Genomic DNA, 13,002 nt, shown 5'->3' with positions numbered 1-13,002 from the left:
TGGTTGATATTAAAGTGTAACAAGGACTTATTGTGTACAAACTATTTTATTACCCGCTCAACGCCAGTATGGCGCCGCACTTTATCCTCGAAGAACTGCAAACTGATTTTGAATTAATTTTAGTGGATAGAAAAAACGAGGCTCATAAAGCAGCCAGTTATTTATCCTTGAACCCCGCAGGGCGAATACCTACATTATTGGACGCTCAACAAGTCGTTTTTGAAAGTGCCGCTATCTGTATTCATCTTGCTGAAGCACATCCTGCTAAGATGCTTATTCCGCAAATAGGTGAGCACAATCGAGCTGCGTGCTTGCAATGGATGATGTATCTAACGAATACCTTGCAAGCTGAGCTCATGGTCTACTTTTATCCGCAGCGCCATAGTATCGATAGCAGTCATATCAGTGCCATTGTCGCTGCACAAGAAAAGCGAATTGCCGACATATTTGCTTTACTGGATGCCCAGCTGGAAAATCAAACATTCTTAGTTGGTGAGCAACTTAGCATCTGCGATTTTTACTTGTTTATGCTTGCGATATGGGCGGATGAACTAAAACAACCACCGCTTTCTTTTGAGTACCTCAACAAGTATTTACGTCGCTTAGCTAAGCGAGAGTCGATTATTAACGTGTGTAAAAAAGAAAATCTCAGTTTGGTTGATTATCAATAATAGGAATTACAATGAAAGTTTATGGAAGAACAACCTCGTTTAACGTACAAAAAGTACTCTGGTTTCTGGATGAGCTGGGCATGAGTTATCAGCATATTGAAGTGGGTGGTCGTTTTGGCGGCCTTGATAGTGATGACTTTTTAGCATTGAACCCGTTGCAAAAAGTGCCGGTACTTGTGGATGGCGATAATGTTATTTGGGAGTCGCACAGTGTACTACGCTATTTGGCGGCAAGTTATGGCACTACAGATTGGTATTATGCATCGCCCTATCAGCGTTCGTTATATGAGCGCTGGATGGATTGGTCACAGGTGATTTTTCAACCTGCTTTTATGGCCACATTTTGGGGCTATTACCGTAAAACGCAAAAAAACCGTTGTATGGAGCAAATCACACGGGACATACAAGAGTGCGAGCAATGCTTACAGATAATTGAACAACAGCTAAGTCATGCCCCCTATCTTGCCGGTGGTAAAATGACCCTGGCTGATATTTGTGTGGGAGCCATTTTACATCGCCTAACATCTCAGGGGTTAGCAATAACATTGCCGGAGCGAGTGACTCAGTGGTTTGAATTACTAAAAACCAGAGCTGGCTATCTAAAATGGATTATGAGTGATTTTACTGAGCTCCAAGGGCGTGAAGACTTTTAATTTTGTTTTAACGCTTTTAACTAAACAAGGATTATAGTGAAATATTTATTATTAGCTGCGATGCTACTTATCACTTTTAGTAGCGCGGCCGAACAGGCATTTGAAATACCCAGAAGCTCGGTGGTTAAACTTATCGATCAGCAAAGCAAGGTGAGCTATCCAGTATTTATAAAGCTCCCGCGAAGCTACAGTCGAAATAAGGATAAAACATACCCTGTTGTTTACTTGCTCGATGGCTCGTATGCGTTTCAAGTGGCATCGGGAGCGACACGTTTTCCTATGAACAGCGGTAAAATGGATGAAGCAATACTCGTTGCCATTGGTTATTCGCAAGGATCTAAAGGCTCATCAAGCCGAATACGTGATTTCACCCCAAGTAAAGCCAAAGATTGGCAGTTAGAGACCGGTAAAGCCGCGCAACATATCGATTTTATAGCTGATGTGGTGTTTGAACATATGAAAGCTAACTACCGAATAAAGCCAAAGCAACGTACTTTAGTGGGAAATTCTCTTGGCGGTTTATTTGCCGCTTATGTGCTTTTTACTCAGCCTAATATGTTTGAAAGTTACATTATCGGTAGCCCGTCGGTGTGGTTTGATAATGAGAGCATACTATCTCAGCCGATTACTAAAGCTAAGCAAAACGTTAGGGTTTACTTATCGGTAGGTAGTAAAGAGACACCTGAATTTGGCGAAGGGCAAGATATGGTAACGGGAGCGAACAAGCTTGCTGACAAAATACGGCAAAGTAATGATCAGCAGGTGCAATTGCAGTTTTCTATAATAGATGGCGCAAAACATGCGACGGCATTTCCAACCACGCTGATCCAAGGTTTAGATTGGCTTTATGCAAAATAGCGCAGACATTAAAAAGCCCACTGATAAATTAATATCAGTGGGCTTTTAATACGTTAAAACGTATTAACTAAAACAATCGTTTAGATACAAACGATGTTTTCAGCTTGTGGGCCTTTTTGACCTTGAGTAACAGTAAACTGTACACGTTGGCCTTCAGCTAGAGTTTTGAAGCCGTCACCGCTGATAGCGCTGAAATGAGCGAAAACGTCAGGACCTGACTCTTGCTCGATAAAACCAAAACCTTTAGCTTCGTTGAAAAATTTAACTGTACCAGTTGTAGTAGTAGACATAATAGATATCCTAGATATTAATAAAAGTGTGCCTAAAATCAGGCGGTTTAGCTGAAAAAACAAGTATTTAACTGAGGATAACGCGATGAATTATTACTAATAACAACGTGGTACGTACAAATAAACAGAATTTCTTTCAAACTTATAGTGCATTAACGGGTTATCACTAACCCATTAATTAAAAATTAGATGCAAACGATATTTTCAGCTTGCGGGCCTTTTTGACCTTGAGTAACAGTAAACTGTACACGTTGGCCTTCAGCTAGAGTCTTAAAGCCATCGCTTGAGATTGCGCTGAAATGAGCAAAAACGTCAGGGCCTGACTCTTGTTCAATAAAACCAAAACCTTTAGCTTCGTTAAACCATTTTACTGAACCAGTTGTTGTAGTAGACATAATAGAATCCTAAGAATTTATAAAAGTTCGCCTTAATGTAGGCAATTTAACAGGAAGAAAACAAGCATTTAACTGAGGATAGCGCGAAGGATTATTACTAATAACAACGTGGTACTTACAAATAAACAGGGCTTTCTATCAACCCGATGCAGAGCAGGATAACAGTAACTTAAACCATATAACAAGCTTTATTTACTTTTCTTTTTAAAGCCAAGTTAATTTTGTGAACATATATTGATTAAATAAGAACAGTCGTAGCCATGCTTACCGTCTCTGCATTCGCTTTGTTAAAGTGATCTAGGTATGGAGTGTAGACTTATTTTTAATTGGGGAAGTGCGAAATCCCACACTCCCCCCCACGAAAAAAAGGAACTCAGCGCTCATTTGAACAGCGACAGACTCCTTATTTATTCAGCAATTGCGATCGCTATTTCTACTTCAGTTGCGGTTTTATAATATTCATAGTCGCTGGTATAAGTACGAGTGTAACGACAATCATCTGAGCTAAAGTATTGCCAAATTTCACCCCATAAATCAATTATAGCGTCGGGCATTTCGCCTTCGCCACTAAAGACTAAATAACTCCCTGCGTGCGTTGTAACTGTTACTGAATCACGAAGGTTAATTGATTGCTCATCGCTACAGGCAATGACATCAAAATCACCGGTCACATCGCTCTCGTAGTTAGTGTAAACACCAAAGACTTTACTGTCTTTTGTGAGTTTTGAGGTATATTTTTCGCCAAATTTTTGCCAAAGCTCAGCTATCTTTGCTGTGCCAGTATTCATTTCATTGGCATTGCATGTTCTTACTTTTAAGCCGGTTAAGGTCTTACTTGCTAGCTGTTTTACTTCCATTGAGACTATCCTTTAGCATTAATACTCAGTATTAACTTAACAGAAAAAGCATGAAGTATTTAATAAATACGCTATAAAAAAGGTTTATTTTTTGTTGGTGATTAAACCTTTTGTTGCAACGACTTCACTTTTTTGCAAACAGTTACAGCCCAGCTTTGATCACCTCGATCACTTTACTCATTCGTTTTGCCAAAGGCCGATTACGGTGATAACACACATAAATAGATTCGCTGATCGGGTGCTGTAATGGATGGACGTTAATCAACTGTGGTTTACTAAATGCACTCACAGCATGTGCTGGTAGCACAGTAAAACCTAGACCAAGGCTGACAGGTTCAAGAATTAAATTAATTTGGTTTGAAAAACCAGAGCGCTTTATTTGCTCAAGGTGTTCAAATTCCGCGTAGTTTTCGCTTAATAATAATTGCGCATGATGCTTTGCATCAGGGTGAGCAATGAAGCCAAGTTCGCATAAGTTTTGCCAGCTTGGAGTTTGGTAATCGATTGGTGTAATTAATAATAGTGCATCTTGGCCGATTTTATGGCTGGTAACCTCGCTGAGTGTTGGGGCTTGAGTTAAAAAACCAATATCAGCATTGTGATTAGCAACGGCCTGTTCCACGCTTTCGTTTGGGGCAAAGCGATAATCAATAGTGAGTGCTTTATGTTGCCCTTGTAAATCAAGTAATTGATTATAAAACTTAAGCCCGCAACTGCCTGGTGATTGAATCTTTATATTGCCACTGTAGGGTGAGTCGTCATGCAGTTGTTGCTCTAAAAACTGCCACTCTTTTAGTAACTGACTTCCTTTTTGATATAAGCCTTGCCCTTGTGCGGTAAGGGTAAACTGCTTGCCATGGCGTTCAAGCAATGCGCAATTAACCTGCTGCTCTAACTTTTTAATGTGTTGGCTTACGCCTGACTGGGTCATATAAAGGCGTTCTGCAGTTTGGGTAAAGTGATTTACTTCCACCAAGGTGCAAAAGGTATGTAGCCATGTAGGATTTATCATTATAAAACGTACTCAAAATTATGATTAATGATAATTTTACTTAATACAGGTCGGTTCGTAAACTAACTCCATCAACTAAGCATAGTTAAACAGGAGCATTATTATGAGTCATACCTATCCACGTAGTTTTTCGCACATTGGAATTTCGGTCCCCGATGTTGAAAAAGCCGTTGAGTTTTACACCAAAGTAATGGGTTGGTACACCATTATGGAGCCGACTTTAATTACCGAAGACAAAAGCCCAATAGGCGAAATGTGTACTGAAGTATTTGGTGAACAATGGGAAAAATTTAAAATAGCGCACCTTTCAACGGGTGATCGTATTGGTGTAGAAATTTTTGAGTTTAAAAATCAAGAAAACCCAGCTGACAACTTTGAATACTGGAAAACCGGTATATTCCATTTTTGTGTTCAAGATCCAGATGTAGAAGGCCTTGCTGAGCGTATTGTTGAAGCTGGCGGTAAAAAGCGTATGGAAGCACCCCGTTACTACTACCCAGGTGAAAAACCGTATCGCATGATCTACATGGAAGACCCGTTTGGTAACATTCTCGAGATTTACAGCCACAGTTATGAGCTTATTTACAGCGCAGGTGCATACTAAATTAATTGGCATCAGTGTTAAATTGTAACAGCCGCAGCTTAGTTACTGCGGCCTCTGATACCGAAAATGCACTACTGGGTTAGTAGTGCTAAGCGTTATAACCAGACATGTGATTCATTTGTTTTCTTATGCTGGCTCTTCTATGCTATTGCGAGCATTTGTGGTTAAGGCAACAAGCGCTTTTCGCACTGCTTGTGGTGTCTCGCACACGTTTTCAAAGCTAATAAAATAATTACGTTGTTGGCTTTGAATATAAAACCCCTGTGGCAGTATGCCACTCATAACCGGTGCATTATCTGATACGCAATAATGCTGAGCTAATATTAGCGCCATTGCATTTTGATGATCTTCATTCATGTGGGTGATCATGCTTTGTTCTTGATCTTCGTCCCAGCTTTTAGCAGCGCTTTGCCACTCATCTTTTTCAAGCCAAAATATTTTCCCAAAGCCGCCAATAAAGCGAACTCGCACAACATCTAATTGCCATAATTTAAAGTCGTGGGCGTTCCGATAACTGTCAGCTTCTGGGTATAACGCTATGTATTTGTTAAGCAGTATTTCGGCCTGAGGGCCTGCAACTTCACAACCATCGCCCACCAATGTGACTCGGCCATGCTCGTTTTGGTCGCCACGGTCAGCGGCATCAAAAATAGTTAAGCTCATTCGAGAATCGTGCTTTAAGTTTTTAGTGTGTTGGGCTATATCGCTAATAAAAAAGTAGATGCGGCCTTGCTCATCACACATATAAGGGGTTACCGAACCAAACGGATAACCTCTTAAGTTGTAAGAAATAGTCGACATAACACCAGCATGGGTTTTAAAAACCAGCTTTTGTGCATCGCTTAATGCTTGCTCTCTCATGAAAACTCCTGACGTTGAGAAAAAACCATGGGTGCATTGTTATATGGATGAGAATTAACATGCAGTTTCATGGCGTACATTTGTTGTAAATTAGATTCTGTAAGTACTGTGTTTATTGGCCCGCTATCGAGTACTTTTTGATCGTGTAATAAAATAGCGTCGGTTGCGTAAAGGCTGGCCAAATTTAAATCGTGAATGGCTATAATGGCACTGTTGCCCTGCTCTACAAATGCTTTAACACAACTCAATAAAGCATGTTGATGGCGCATATCTAGTGCTGATGTAGGTTCATCAAGCAGCATCAATTTAGGCTTGGTATGAGTAGAAAAAGCATCTAATTGAGCCAAAGTACGCGCCATATGAACGCGCTGTTGCTCACCGCCTGAAAGCTTACTGACACGGCGGGATAAGTACTGGGTTAAGTCCATGAGTGCGGCATACTTGTGGACTTTTTCAGCTTGCATTTTAACAGACTCGGCATAGGGGTAGCGTCCCATTGCAATGAGCTCAAATACACTAAAATCAAAGCCAACAAGATTGCTTTGCATCATTACTGCTCGTTGAGTGGCTAAGTGTGCTTGAGACAATGTACTCAGAGGATAATTATTAAACCGTACTTCGCCTTTAAAGTCATAATGCCCGGCTAAAGCATGCAGCAGTGTTGATTTTCCTGCGCCATTTTCGCCTATCAGTGCTACTAGTTGAGCTTTTGCAATGTGCCCACTTATGTTTTTTAAAACACTGTGATTGCCAAAACCAACAGTTAGGTTATTAAAAGTAATCATCATTACCCTCGCTTAGTTTTAATGATCAGATAAATAAACAAAGGTGCGCCAAGTAGCGCGGTAATAATACCAATGGGTAACTCTGCAGGCATAACAACTAAACGTGCTAACCAGTCAGAAAGCAGCAGCACAACAACGCCTAATAACATGCACAGCGGTAACATTTTACGTAAATGCGGGCCAACCATTAAACGGGCAATGTGTGGCACAACTAAGCCAACAAAACCTATCAAGCCAGTAAGTGCTACAACGGCACCAACACCTAATGCCACGAGTATAATTACATACAGTTTAAGCTTGTCTGTGTTGACACCTAAATACTGTGCTTGAGACTCGCCAATCAATAGTAAGTTCATCGGTTCTTTGAGTCGCCACAGACCAAGAATACTCAGTAGCAATAATGGTGTTGCTTGAGTTATGGCATCCCAATTGGCACCACCTAATGAGCCCATCGTCCAGTAGTTAATTAATCTAAGCGCACTATCGTCAGCGAAATAGCTTAATAAGCCAATAACAGCAAAGGATAAAGAATTGATCGCAACCCCCACTAAAATTAGTGTGGTTATATTGACCTGCCTATGCTGCTTAGCAATTAAATACACTAAAGAGGTCACTAACAATGCCCCTAAAAATGCGGCATAAGGTAAATAGTATTGAGCATTAAAATTAAACTGGGCGCTAAATGCTATAAAGGCGACCGCGACCATGGCTGCGCCTGCGCTAATACCAATAATTGATGGATCAGCCAAAGGATTACGACACAAAGCTTGCGTTGCAGCGCCAGTTTGGGCAAGCACTAAGCCAACCAATACAGCTAGTACAAATCGAGGTAGACGTATTTGCGTGACCACATTGATTTGCAGCGCATCAAATTGATTAAAATACTCTGGGGCAATCCATGCGATGGCTAAACGCCAATCCCAGCCTGCGGGGCCATATCCGATGCTCAGTAGTGCTAGAGCAAAAATACACACAGTAATTAGCAGCATCCACTTTTGGTTTGCAGTTATAGAAACAGGCTTAAAACGGCTCAAAGTTAATGTGTTCATAAGGTCGCTTTATAGTCGCTTAATTCTTTAATACCCGTGGCTATGCGCGGCGACATTCCCAGTGATAGCAGGCTATCCATCACCAATAATCGGCACTGCTTTGCAGCTGTTAATAAGCGCAGTGTTGGTTGATTACAAAAAGCCTCTTTACCGCCAAGGCTATAAACAACATGAGCTGGTGCGATTAAAAAATCGGGCTGTTTTACGGCAAGTACTTCGTTATTTATTACTTTAAAACCTTTGTGCGTAGCGCCTAAATTAGTGACTCCAGCATAATCAAGTAATAAGTCAGCAACCGTGTCAGTGCCCGCAGCAACAAGCCCGCGCTCATTAGCTGAGAGTAAAAATAAAGCGCTGTGTGTTTCGTTGCTCGCTTTTGGAGGCAATGAATTTTTTATTTGGGCTACGAGCACTTGGGCTTTGTCGTTCGCATTTAAGTCTTTACCAAGGCGTTTAACAAGATTTAGTAAGTCATTAATTGAGTTGGGTTTTTTATAGTGGATAAGCTCTACACCAGTGGCTTCTATTTGTGCAAGCGCTTGTGCTCGTCCTGCTCCTTCAAGTGCTAAGAGTTTAGTTGGGCGCACCGAAAGTACACCTTCTGCGGCTAAATCACGGTAATAACCAATTTGATCGAGCTGTGTCGCTTGTTTTGGATATAGGCTCGATTGATCCACCGCGACAAGGGTATTTTGCTTATCTAAGGCAAAAATAATTTCAGTTAATGTACCGCCAGCACTCACTATACGCTCCTGCGCGCTTAGGGGGTGAACAGTCAATAAAATCAATATAAAAAGGTATCTCATAAAAAACTCCAATTATTATTTTCGATTATTATACTCAACTAAATGCAAATGAAAATGATTATCATAAATAATTGATCTTGTTTTTAGTTAGTTGTAACATCCCTTTCCTACTAAATAACAACAATTATCATTTGGAGTTAATGTGAATTTTCCTTCTTTTCAACTTACTGCTTTAGCAACGTTACTACTTGGTTCGGGCTCTGCCATTGCCGAGGAGATAATTGGTGAGCATATTGTTGTCAGCGGTTCTCGGTTTGAACAAAAACTTGAAGACGTAACAGGCTCTGTAACTGTGATTACAGGGCAAGACATAGAACGTAAATTGGCTGTTGATTTACAAACAATGTTTCGTTATGACCCCAGTATATCAAGCACGGGCAGTGGCTCTGCGGCTCAAACGCTTTCAATTAGAGGAGTCGGTGGTAACCGCGTGGTGTTTATTAAAGATGGCCGTCGAACTAACGATGGTTATGCTGGCGGAGATGGCTATTTGGTTGGTCGTAGCTATTTTGATGTCGCTGGGATAAAGCAAGTTGAAGTCGCCAAGGGAGCCGCGTCTTCATTGTATGGTTCAGATGCACTGGGTGGTATTGTGGTTATCACCACTAAAGATCCGAGCGATTATTTATTAAACGAAAATAGTTTTGCTCAAGTGGCGCTTGGATATCAAGGTCAGAGTAATCAAATGTCGGTAGATATTACTGCGGCTAAAAATTTGGGAGATTTAGGTGTTAGTGCCGTTTATAGCCACCGAGATAACGAAGAAGTACAAAACTTTACTGAAAACCTACCTGGTTATGATGCTAAATCAGATTCGTTATTGGTTAAACTAGAGCAGCAACTTGATGAAAAGCGCACGTTAAAATACACCTTAGATTATTTTAATCAAACTACTGAACAAGTAATCACCAAAGCGAGCCAAGAAACTAAAGACGAAAATACTAATTGGTCGCTAGCACTGGATTACGACTCAAAAGCGGCCACAGCAGCGTTTGATCAATGGCATTGGCAAGTATCGTTTAGTCGTTATGAGCAGCAAAGTGATCAAATTAGTGCTACAGCAGCGCATACCGATTACAACAACTATGGCTTTGAACAAGATATTTTAGGGTTAAGGGCTGTATTTAATAAAAAAATAACCTTACAAGATGCGACCCACAATTTTGTTTATGGTGCTGACGTAGATATATACGATACAACACGTCCACGTTATAAAACACGCTTATTGGCTGATGGAACAGTCGATTTTACAGATCAAAAACAAAAAGCTTTTCCTGGCGCTGATACCTCTTTAGTGGGCGTTTTTATGCAAGACAATATTAAATTTGCAAATAGCGCGTGGTCTTTGATTGCAGGTGTACGCTTTGATTATTATTCATTAGCAGCTAAAGATGATGAGCTTTATAGCGATGCTGAGCTTGATGACATTACCGAATCTGCGTTTTCACCAAAACTTGGGATGATTTATCAAGTTAATGATAATTTATCTTGGTATGGGCAATATGTACGTGGTTTTAAAATTCCCCCGCATGATCAAGCGTATCAAAGCCATGGTGTTGAACCATTTTATCAAATATTACCAAACGCAGATTTAGCACCCGAAAGCAGCGACTCATATGAGCTTGGCATGCGCTTTTCTGGTAATGATATCAACGTTACTTTAAGTGCATTTTACGCCGCTTATGATGACTTTATCGATGTTGCAATTGCAGGTGTTGAGCCAACGTTCATACCGAATGTAAATAAAACTTTTTACCAATACCAAAATATTAGTGAAACACAGATCAGCGGAGTTGAAGCGAGCGTGTTGATGCATGTAAGCGATAATGTTTTAGTTGAGGCAAATGTTGCATATGTTGAAGGCGAAAACAAAGAAACAGACGAGCCGTTAACCAGTATCAGTCCATTTAACGGTTCAATACAGTTAACAACAGCACTTGGCGATATTGATTGGACCGCAGCATGGCGCTTTGCTAAATCACAGTCTGATGTAGTGCGAGATGCAAGTGGTGATAAAACAACGCAAGGATATGGTTACGGTATTGTGGATTTATACGCAAGTTATGAATGGCAAACATGGCAGCTAAATGTGGGCGTAATTAACCTGCTAGATAAAAAATATGTACCCTTTGAACTGATTGCAGGGCAATCTCAGGGGGCTGATTTTAGCCAATATACTCAGCCCGGGCGTAACTTTTCTGCCCGCGTAAGTTATCAGTTTTAAAACGTAATCAACGCTGCGCGTAAGTGCAGCGTTTTAAACTTACTACTTTTTTACTTATTCATTGAGTCTTTGCCTAGATGATGTAAAAAGAGTCGTGGTTTTAAAGTTAATAAAGACTGTAAAGGGGGTTAACAGTTGCTAAACAACATGCATCATATTTGGCGCATTAATACTTTGCAGGCTAGCGAAATTAATCCCTATTCTATGATGGCTGACTTTATGTTGCCCCATAACTAAAGTGAGACTGTCTTGGTTTATAAAAGTAGCTTTGAGTTATGTTAGCTCGATTAATTATTACACTGGCGGCTATGTTTACATCACGTTAGTATAGTGCTTCAAATAAGTTACAAAATGATAATTACATGACTTTAAAAACCAATGCTTTAATTTATTTTTTAGCCTTTAGTAGCGGCTTTAGTATTATGGGAATAGAACTACTTGGCGGGCGAATTTTAGCGCCTTTTTTTGGTAGTAGTGTGCATATTTGGGGCAGTATTATTACTGTGTTTATGCTCAGCTTATCGTTTGGCTATTTATTGGGAGGAAAGCTTTCAATTCGCCAGCCTTCGTTAACCAAATACGGTTTAATATTTTTAGTTGCCAGTATTATGGTGCTGCCCATTGCATTATTTGCCCAGCCAATTATGGCGTATATTTTCTCTCACATAGAAGACAGCCGTTATGGCTCGTTATTGGCCTCTACAGCGTTGTTTTTTGTCCCTACTATTATTTTAGGCATGATTTCGCCTTACTCTGTGCGTTTATTAGTGACCGATAGCGAGCACAGCGGCCAAGTCGCTGGCGGCTTGTATTTTGTCAGCACCTTAGGCAGTGCCTTAGGGACTATTATTACCTCGTTTTACATGGTGCTAGCGTTTGATGTGAATACCATTATTTTGGGTTTCGCGACGACATTAGGGCTATTAGGTTTATTGGCAATTGGCGTAAATCAATTAGCTAACAAGGAGAAACACAATGTTTAAGTATTTGCTCGTGAGCTTACTGTTAATTGGGTTTAGCAGCCAAGCTAAGGTGATCCATCAAGAGCGGTCGCTTTATCGTAATATTTTAGTTGAAGAGACCGGCGATTTACGCTGTTTAAAGTTTGACGAAAAAGCCCGTAAAAGCAGTCAAAGTTGCATATATAAAAGCAACCCACAAAAGCTAGTGTTTAATTATACCAAACTCACTTTTGCTAGTTTACTACTGATAGACAATCCAAAAAATGTACTCATTATCGGGCTTGGCGGCGGCACCTTATCAAATGTGATCAGCGAGCTATATCCTGACGCAATGATTGAAAATGTTGAAATTGATCCCGCAGTTATAAAAGTGGCGCGTGATTATTTTGCTTTTAAAGAGAACGATAAAGTTACTTCGAAAGTACAAGATGGGCGTATTTTTATTAAACGCGCAGCAATCCAACAAGCCAAGTATGACTGGATTATTCTTGATGCATTTAATGGTGATTACATCCCTGAGCATTTACTTACTAAAGAGTTTTTTGCGGAAGTGAAAAGTGTACTGGCTGATGGTGGCGTAGTAGCGGCAAATACCTTTTCATCAAGCAAACTTTATGAGCATGAATCTGCCACTTATGAAGCGGTATTTGGTGACTTTATTAATGTGAGCACTGAGAAAAATAGTAATCGAATTATTTTAGCTGGCTTTAATAAATTTCCAAGTCCTGTGCAGCTAGCACAGCGAATAGAAAAGCTAACCCCGTTATTAGCCCCCTATCGCGTTGATATCAAAGCGGTGAGCGAAGGGATGATTTCGACCAAAGATAATAAAGACTGGCCTAGCGATACAAAAGTACTCACTGATCAGTACTCACCCGCAAACTTACTCAATTTCTAAAGTTTACGGCCATTTGTTACTACACTTAGGCCAGCTTGCTGGCCATCAAAGCTAACTGCTAATTCCCCCTTTTTAAG

Annotated in this window: 15 protein-coding genes; 7 read left to right on the top strand and 8 right to left on the bottom strand. The window is 40.4% G+C overall.

Features of this window, described 5'->3' with window-relative positions; translation table 11 throughout:
* Window positions 1-32: 32 nt before the first annotated feature.
* The 3 genes from H5186_RS04345 to H5186_RS04335 are packed head-to-tail and all read left to right on the top strand — an operon-like array spanning window position 33 to window position 2,182.
* On the top strand, window positions 33-671 hold the full coding sequence (locus tag H5186_RS04345; protein WP_182717311.1) for a glutathione S-transferase family protein: 639 nt from the start codon (window positions 33-35) through the stop codon (window positions 669-671).
* Window positions 672-682: 11 nt separating this feature from the next.
* Entirely contained in the window at window positions 683-1,324 is a 642-nt protein-coding gene (locus H5186_RS04340) for a glutathione S-transferase family protein (protein ID WP_182717312.1), read from the top strand.
* Between the two features lie 36 nt (window positions 1,325-1,360).
* On the top strand, window positions 1,361-2,182 hold the full coding sequence (locus tag H5186_RS04335; protein ID WP_310736215.1) for an alpha/beta hydrolase-fold protein: 822 nt from the start codon (window positions 1,361-1,363) through the stop codon (window positions 2,180-2,182).
* Window positions 2,183-2,262: 80 nt separating this feature from the next.
* Here H5186_RS04335 and H5186_RS04330 read toward each other — a convergent pair whose 3' ends face one another.
* The 4 genes from H5186_RS04330 to H5186_RS04315 all read right to left on the bottom strand — a co-directional run bounded on the left by H5186_RS04330 (window position 2,263) and on the right by H5186_RS04315 (window position 4,736).
* Window positions 2,263-2,472, bottom strand: coding sequence for a cold-shock protein (locus tag H5186_RS04330; RefSeq protein WP_016706518.1), 210 nt, complete (start codon window positions 2,470-2,472; stop codon window positions 2,263-2,265).
* A gap of 185 nt (window positions 2,473-2,657) precedes the next feature.
* On the bottom strand, window positions 2,658-2,867 hold the full coding sequence (locus H5186_RS04325) for a cold-shock protein (protein WP_149980327.1): 210 nt from the start codon (window positions 2,865-2,867) through the stop codon (window positions 2,658-2,660).
* 407 nt (window positions 2,868-3,274) lie between these two features.
* Complete coding sequence (locus tag H5186_RS04320) at window positions 3,275-3,724, bottom strand: GyrI-like domain-containing protein (protein WP_145238947.1); 450 nt, start codon at window positions 3,722-3,724, stop codon at window positions 3,275-3,277.
* Window positions 3,725-3,866: 142 nt separating this feature from the next.
* Complete coding sequence (locus H5186_RS04315; protein ID WP_182717314.1) at window positions 3,867-4,736, bottom strand: LysR family transcriptional regulator; 870 nt, start codon at window positions 4,734-4,736, stop codon at window positions 3,867-3,869.
* A gap of 103 nt (window positions 4,737-4,839) precedes the next feature.
* On the opposite strand from H5186_RS04315, the gene H5186_RS04310 reads away from it, so the two are divergent.
* Window positions 4,840-5,340, top strand: a complete 501-nt coding sequence (locus tag H5186_RS04310) for a lactoylglutathione lyase family protein (protein ID WP_149980329.1) — start codon at window positions 4,840-4,842, stop codon at window positions 5,338-5,340.
* A gap of 126 nt (window positions 5,341-5,466) precedes the next feature.
* Here the strand turns inward: H5186_RS04310 and H5186_RS04305 are convergent, their stop codons facing one another.
* From H5186_RS04305 to H5186_RS04290, 4 genes are read right to left on the bottom strand one after another with little or no spacing between them, the layout of a single operon-like run.
* On the bottom strand, window positions 5,467-6,201 hold the full coding sequence (locus H5186_RS04305; protein ID WP_182717315.1) for a HugZ family protein: 735 nt from the start codon (window positions 6,199-6,201) through the stop codon (window positions 5,467-5,469).
* On the bottom strand, window positions 6,198-6,989 hold the full coding sequence (locus H5186_RS04300; protein WP_259398440.1) for a heme ABC transporter ATP-binding protein: 792 nt from the start codon (window positions 6,987-6,989) through the stop codon (window positions 6,198-6,200). The genes H5186_RS04305 and H5186_RS04300 overlap by 4 nt, the downstream gene beginning before the upstream one ends.
* Complete coding sequence (locus H5186_RS04295; protein WP_145238934.1) at window positions 6,989-8,035, bottom strand: iron ABC transporter permease; 1,047 nt, start codon at window positions 8,033-8,035, stop codon at window positions 6,989-6,991. Before H5186_RS04295 ends, H5186_RS04300 begins: the two co-directional genes overlap by 1 nt.
* Complete coding sequence (locus tag H5186_RS04290) at window positions 8,032-8,841, bottom strand: hemin ABC transporter substrate-binding protein (RefSeq protein ID WP_182717316.1); 810 nt, start codon at window positions 8,839-8,841, stop codon at window positions 8,032-8,034. The genes H5186_RS04295 and H5186_RS04290 overlap by 4 nt, the downstream gene beginning before the upstream one ends.
* A gap of 142 nt (window positions 8,842-8,983) precedes the next feature.
* On the opposite strand from H5186_RS04290, the gene H5186_RS04285 reads away from it, so the two are divergent.
* The 3 genes from H5186_RS04285 to H5186_RS04275 all read left to right on the top strand — a co-directional run bounded on the left by H5186_RS04285 (window position 8,984) and on the right by H5186_RS04275 (window position 12,925).
* On the top strand, window positions 8,984-11,065 hold the full coding sequence (locus tag H5186_RS04285) for a TonB-dependent hemoglobin/transferrin/lactoferrin family receptor (RefSeq protein ID WP_182739339.1): 2,082 nt from the start codon (window positions 8,984-8,986) through the stop codon (window positions 11,063-11,065).
* A 362-nt stretch (window positions 11,066-11,427) separates the two neighbouring features.
* Window positions 11,428-12,048 (top strand): fused MFS/spermidine synthase, encoded by a 621-nt coding sequence (locus H5186_RS04280; protein WP_145238924.1) that lies wholly within the window; start codon window positions 11,428-11,430, stop codon window positions 12,046-12,048.
* Entirely contained in the window at window positions 12,041-12,925 is an 885-nt protein-coding gene (locus H5186_RS04275) for a spermidine synthase (protein ID WP_182761146.1), read from the top strand. Before H5186_RS04280 ends, H5186_RS04275 begins: the two co-directional genes overlap by 8 nt.
* Window positions 12,926-13,002 lie beyond the last annotated feature (77 nt).

The sequence above is a fragment of the Pseudoalteromonas sp. SG41-2 genome, from assembly GCF_014164535.1.
GTDB lineage: Bacteria > Pseudomonadota > Gammaproteobacteria > Enterobacterales > Alteromonadaceae > Pseudoalteromonas > Pseudoalteromonas rhizosphaerae.
Note: the sequence above shows the minus strand (reverse complement) of the source record. Positions and strands in the feature narration are given on the sequence as shown.

Excerpts from the sequence above, each read along its gene's own strand:
- H5186_RS04340 (WP_182717312.1), top strand. The coding sequence starts at position 683 with ATGAAAGTTTATGGAAGAACAACCTCGTTTAACGTACAAAAAGTACTC.
- H5186_RS04330 (WP_016706518.1), bottom strand. The coding sequence starts at position 2,472 with ATGTCTACTACTACAACTGGTACAGTTAAATTTTTCAACGAAGCTAAA.
- H5186_RS04325 (WP_149980327.1), bottom strand. The coding sequence starts at position 2,867 with ATGTCTACTACAACAACTGGTTCAGTAAAATGGTTTAACGAAGCTAAA.
- H5186_RS04320 (WP_145238947.1), bottom strand. The coding sequence starts at position 3,724 with ATGGAAGTAAAACAGCTAGCAAGTAAGACCTTAACCGGCTTAAAAGTA.
- H5186_RS04315 (WP_182717314.1), bottom strand. The coding sequence starts at position 4,736 with ATGATAAATCCTACATGGCTACATACCTTTTGCACCTTGGTGGAAGTA.
- H5186_RS04310 (WP_149980329.1), top strand. The coding sequence starts at position 4,840 with ATGAGTCATACCTATCCACGTAGTTTTTCGCACATTGGAATTTCGGTC.
- H5186_RS04305 (WP_182717315.1), bottom strand. The coding sequence starts at position 6,201 with ATGAGAGAGCAAGCATTAAGCGATGCACAAAAGCTGGTTTTTAAAACC.
- H5186_RS04300 (WP_259398440.1), bottom strand. The coding sequence starts at position 6,989 with ATGATGATTACTTTTAATAACCTAACTGTTGGTTTTGGCAATCACAGT.
- H5186_RS04295 (WP_145238934.1), bottom strand. The coding sequence starts at position 8,035 with ATGAACACATTAACTTTGAGCCGTTTTAAGCCTGTTTCTATAACTGCA.
- H5186_RS04290 (WP_182717316.1), bottom strand. The coding sequence starts at position 8,841 with ATGAGATACCTTTTTATATTGATTTTATTGACTGTTCACCCCCTAAGC.
- H5186_RS04280 (WP_145238924.1), top strand. The coding sequence starts at position 11,428 with ATGACTTTAAAAACCAATGCTTTAATTTATTTTTTAGCCTTTAGTAGC.
- H5186_RS04275 (WP_182761146.1), top strand. The coding sequence starts at position 12,041 with ATGTTTAAGTATTTGCTCGTGAGCTTACTGTTAATTGGGTTTAGCAGC.